Below are 530 nucleotides of genomic sequence, written 5' to 3' on the forward strand. Positions count from 1 at the left end.
AATCAACCTCTATGTACTCGAAGACCGTTTGGCGCATCTCATCTCAGGTCATTATTGGTTCGTATTGAATCGCTTCCACTTTCATCGAATGGAAGAAGCTCTCAACACAGGCATTGTCCCAGCAGTTTCCTTTCCTGCTCATACTTTGTTTTAGATTATAAGCAGTTATGAGGTCTCGATAATCTTTCGAGCAATACTGGCTACCTCTATCACTATGAAGAATAACCTGCTCAGGGAACTCTCGACGGAACAAAGCCATTGATAATGCATCGCAGACCAGTGTTGCCATCATCTTCGTATCCATTGACCAACCAATTACTTGCCGTGAGTAAAGGTCAATGATCACAGCCAAATACAACCAGCCTTCACTTGTGGCAAGATACGTGATATCGCCCGCCCATTTTTGATTCGGAGCCGTTGCAGTAAAGTCCTGAGCTAGCAAGTTCGGAGCTACAGGCATCTTATGCTTGCTGTCCGTTGTACACTTAAACTTGCGTGCCGCTTTCGGCGTTAAATCCTGACGCTTCATG

The 530-nt window shown here is 45.3% G+C and carries 1 pseudogene; it reads right to left on the reverse strand.

The features are described 5' to 3' along the window. Window positions 1-46 precede the first annotated feature (46 nt). Window positions 47-530, reverse strand: a pseudogene (locus R8N49_RS30070) (IS3 family transposase); the annotation flags it as partial.

The sequence above is a fragment of the Vibrio sp. 1978 genome, from assembly GCF_033344345.1.